This is a genomic window from Nocardia sp. NPDC051750, from assembly GCF_044453135.1.
Taxonomy (GTDB): Bacteria; Actinomycetota; Actinomycetes; order Mycobacteriales; family Mycobacteriaceae; genus Nocardia.
In genome coordinates this window covers 818923-823224 of record NZ_JBITCK010000003.1, presented here as the reverse complement: position 1 = coordinate 823224, position 4302 = coordinate 818923, and the positions used below count along the sequence as shown (strand labels likewise).

4 protein-coding genes are annotated in these 4302 nt (G+C 65.3%); 1 reads left to right on the top strand and 3 read right to left on the bottom strand.

Going from position 1 to position 4302, the window contains the following annotated elements; translation table 11 throughout:
• Nucleotides 1-17 precede the first annotated feature (17 nt).
• The 3 genes from ACIA75_RS17060 to ACIA75_RS17050 all read right to left on the bottom strand — a co-directional run bounded on the left by ACIA75_RS17060 (nt 18) and on the right by ACIA75_RS17050 (nt 2485).
• A complete protein-coding gene (locus tag ACIA75_RS17060) occupies nt 18-533 on the bottom strand; it encodes a YbaB/EbfC family nucleoid-associated protein (protein ID WP_397104777.1) in 516 nt (171 codons plus the stop codon).
• Nucleotides 534-536: 3 nt separating this feature from the next.
• Nucleotides 537-878 carry a hypothetical protein gene (locus ACIA75_RS17055; RefSeq protein ID WP_397104775.1) on the bottom strand — a complete coding sequence of 114 codons (342 nt, stop codon included), beginning with the start codon at nt 876-878 and terminating at the stop codon, nt 537-539.
• Between the two features lie 209 nt (nt 879-1087).
• The gene (locus ACIA75_RS17050) at nt 1088-2485 is read right to left on the bottom strand and encodes a hypothetical protein (protein ID WP_397104773.1); all 1398 of its coding nucleotides are present in this window, start codon (nt 2483-2485) and stop codon (nt 1088-1090) included.
• Nucleotides 2486-3282: 797 nt separating this feature from the next.
• On the opposite strand from ACIA75_RS17050, the gene ACIA75_RS17045 reads away from it, so the two are divergent.
• On the top strand, nt 3283-4272 hold the full coding sequence (locus ACIA75_RS17045; RefSeq protein ID WP_397104771.1) for an LLM class flavin-dependent oxidoreductase: 990 nt from the start codon (nt 3283-3285) through the stop codon (nt 4270-4272).
• Nucleotides 4273-4302: the final 30 nt, after the last annotated feature.

Sequence of the window (4302 nt, the reverse complement as noted above, 5' to 3'; positions counted from 1 at the left end):
CCCCGGCTAACCGACCTTCACCAACTGGAGTCGGCGATCGAGCCGCGCGGGGTCCGGCCGCTCTCTTCCGCAGCTGCCTCCGGCGCTGCGAGGCTGCCATCGGAAAAACGGCGCCGCTGGCGAGCTTTCGGTGAATCGACCGGAGCTTCGATGGACTCGGAAATACGCAACCCGGATGCGTCTATCGACAACTCGCCGAGCATATCGATCAGCTTGGGCATCCGGGCCTGCTGCTCCTGGATCGGTGTCATCAGCTCCGCGGTCTTCCGGGCCACGTCCGCCGACGCTTTCTGGGCCGCTTCGACCACGGCCCTGGCTATTTCGAAATAGCTCAGTTTTCCTATATCGTCGGCAAATTTTACGTCGATTACCTTGTTGTCGGCATTGACCGTAACGGTGACCTTTTTACCGCGCGCCTGGGCGGCGGCGGTCAGTTCCGCCCGCTCCTGCTGAATCCGCGAAATGTTACGCACCTGCGCCTGTGCCCCTTCGAGCAGCTCGGCAAACTCGGACTTCGCTTGTTCGTTCGGCATGGACTATTTCCCGTTCACACGGCCGAACCCGGCGCGATTGTCGTCTTCCATGGCACGAACCACATCGGCAATGTTTCGCATGCTGACGGAAAGGCCGTGTATCGATTCGGCGGAGGACCCGATGCTTCCGGTCAATCCTGCCGAGTTCTCCCGGTAACCATCCTGACCACCCACTCCGTCATAGAAAGTAGCGCCGAGCTGGTCGTTTCCCCATACCGCGCCACGGCTTTCCATCGCGCTCGCCAGCGTGTTCAACACATCACCGATCAAATCACCGACAGCGTCGACAGCGCCTGCCGCGGACCGAAACTTCTGTTCGTCGAACTCGAGGGTCTTGTCGTCCACAATATCCACTCCTCAGGCGCATGCGAAGTCCGGAGAACAGCGTTCATCGATCGAGCTGATCATTGCCGAAACACCTTGTGGCTCAACAATACTCAGTCGCCTCGAATCCAATGTCCCCAGCTACGGGAATTCCGTTCGGATGCCACCGATTCAGCGCCCATATCCCTCCGATTCGGGCGGGCAGCACCCACCCGAGTCACCGATCCCGATTACAGCAGAGCACGATTGCGCACCCGGCAGCGTTCCTCGAAGTCGACCACATAGCGCGACGGCGCTTCCGACGAGGACGACCATTCCATCACCCCGTCATCCGCGATATAGAAAATGGCTCGGCCGACCGCCACCTCACCCTGCGGCACCGGGACATACACCATCCAGCCCATATTCATCCGGTCGGCACGCAACCCATCCACCGGGTAATCGGACAGTTCCATCCCACTTCCGGTCAGCTCCCGGGCCACCCGGGCGATTGCTTCTCCCTCCGGCAGCGGCTCCGCCGCCGCGATTCCACCCATGTGCAGCTGGTAGTAGGCGTCAGCGATATCGGACTCGCCCGCCTCGGGGAAAACAGCGGCCAGCGCCGACCGGGTGACCGCGGCGGACTCGGCGGCAGCAACCAGGCCCGACACCGCACCGCCGGGTTCATCGACATTCGCGGCACCGGTCAAGTCCCCGATGATCCGGGCGACGGTTCCCGAATCCCACACCCCTGGAACAGCTTCAGCGACCTCGCCGACCTCCGGCGATTCACCGCGATTCCAGCAGGAGCCGTCCCACCAGTAGCAGAAGGTGAGCATTCCGTGTGCCGCACGGTTGTTCAGCACCGGATCGGCCACCCACTCCGGCGCGCCCCGGTAGAGATCCGGCAGCGGCGCGCCCTGGTTGTAGGCCCGGTCGAGCACCTGCGCATTCCACACGCCACCGGACAGAACTGCCCGGCCGCCGGGTAACGCATACAGTGAACTGCCGCTGCGCCCGGTGCCCTCGAACCAGCGCAACGCGGGCAGCAACCGCGGACCCCACTCCGATCCGGCGGCAACGAATGCCGCGGCCAGTACCGCCCACCGCGCTGCCAGTACGGGCAACGGTGGCAGCCCGACGCCGGCCGAGTCATCGTGCGCCCCGGCCGGCCGGCCGGTGTGCGCCTGCGCGGCTGCCCGTAGCGGGGAGCGCACCTGCCGGTCACGGTGGTTCAGGTATGCGGCGAGCCACACCGGAAGTTCTTTCCGCGGAAAGATCTCCAGATCGGCTCGGTACGCTTCGGGCGGAAAGAGCTGTTCCGCGGGGAACGGTTCATCGCCGTAGTCGTAGTCGGCCTCGATCTGCCCGTCACCGGTCACCGAGAGCAGCAGCCGCCACCACGGCCCATCGGCGTACTCGGCGGATAGCCGCCGATGTTCCCGGACCGAGTCCAGTACCGACGACGGTGGCAGCACCGGAACCGCACGTTCGCCGTCGGAGTAGTAGGCGACTGCAGTCTCCGCGGCGACAGTCGAAGCGAAGATCGCATCCACCCGGATCCAGCCTTCCGGGACGAGGGCGGCCAGTGCCCGGGCCGCCTGCCGGATGAGTTCGCGGGTGCGCTCGACAGAACCGCGGGACAGCACTGGTGCAGATTCGGCGGGATGCGCACCGAGAGTGAATTCTATGTCCGGCGGACCGGGTTCACCAGCCGTTGCCCCGGGCTCCGGGGTCAGAGGCGTCCCGGTACCGGGCGCGGCGCTTTCCGCTGAGGTCATATCACGCAGTGCCTTTTGTCGTTACCACCGTGCGCCGGGCCGAGGTCGGTTCACATGCAGTGCGCATTACGCCCGTCACGTCGAAGTGCACCAAGGGTATTAGGCGCGCAACAACAAAGGAATGGACCGACAGAACACAATTCGGCCTACCAGTAGTGCACAGCGCACAACGGCCAGGACGGCACGGGGCGATCCACGAAGAAGTCACCCGCACCACTCTCCCGAGCACTTCGCGCCGAACTCGCGGAACCGGCGTCGCGATGACCACGATCATTCCGGCCGCGACCCGCAATCCGACCGCCGGTCTACGGTTGCGCCGGCACCCCCCTGGATCCCGAAACCGTCGCCGCGGCGATCGTCGACAGTGCCGGACACGGGCACGGCGAAGTGACAGTGTCGCGAACACCTGCGTCTCGGCTTGTCCGACCGCGACGAATCCGATACCGGAGCCCCCTCCGCGCAGACCCCCGCCTGACCGAAACCACGACGCGCCGGGCGACAAGCGGGGCTACGGCCCATTCGACCGGACCGGGAGACGAAGGCAGTGGACGCGGGGGCGGACAGCGCGCCGGAAACCCGGTTCACAACGATCGAGGAATAGACGCCCAGGTTCTGATGGTTGACACGCCAAGATCTAACGTCGTCAACGTGAGGAAGCCGCGACCTTGTCCGTGCCACTGAGTATTCTCGATCTGGTCTCCATCCCCCAAGGCTCAACGGCCCGCGACGGCATTGCCGCCTCGATGGACGCCGCCCGGGAAGCGGACCGGCTCGGATACCACCGGCTATGGTTCGCCGAGCATCACAACACTGCCAACCTTGCCGCCAGCGCCACATCGCTGCTGATCGCTCAGGCCGCCTCGGTGACCGAACGGATCCGTCTGGGATCCGGCGGTGTGATGCTCCCCAACCACGCGCCACTCATGGTTGCCGAGCAGTACGGGACCCTCGCCGCCATGTACGGCGACCGGATCGATCTCGGCCTGGGCCGTGCCCCGGGCACGGATATGATGACCGCCCGTGCCCTGAGCCGGTCATCCAGCGAACCGCAGGCTTTTGCGGAGCACATCTTCGATCTACAGGGCTGGTTCAGCGCAGAGGGAACGGCCCAGAGTGCCCCGATCGTTTCGGCTGTCTCCGCGGGAACCGAGGTCCCCATCTGGGTCCTGGGTTCCACGGTCAATGGTGCCTCTATCGCCGGCCAGCTCGGTCTACCGTTCGCCCTCGCCTCGCATTTTGCGCCCGATCAACTGGACGAGGCCGTCAAGGTCTACCGGGACACTTTTTCCGATTCCGCGCCCACTGCGCAGATCGCGCAGCCGTACCTGATGGCGGGCATCAACGTCATGGTGGCACCGACCGACGAGGAGGCCGAGCGGGAGTTCACCACGCTGGAGCAGATGTTCCTCGATATCCGGAGCGGCCGGCGGCGGAAGCTTCAGCCGCCGGTCGACCCTGACCAGCTTGCTGCCCGGGGCGGTCGCGATCACGCGATGTTGCGTATCAAGGCAGTCGGCGCGCCGCAGACGGTCGTCCGGGAGCTGGCGGAATTCGTAGAGCACACCGGTGCCGACGAGCTCATCACCGTCACCTACGCCTACGACCCCGCAGTGCGGCAGCGCTCCCTGAACCTGCTTGCCGACAGCTGGTTCTGAGCCGCCAGGTCACGTCTCGCATGCGCGGAC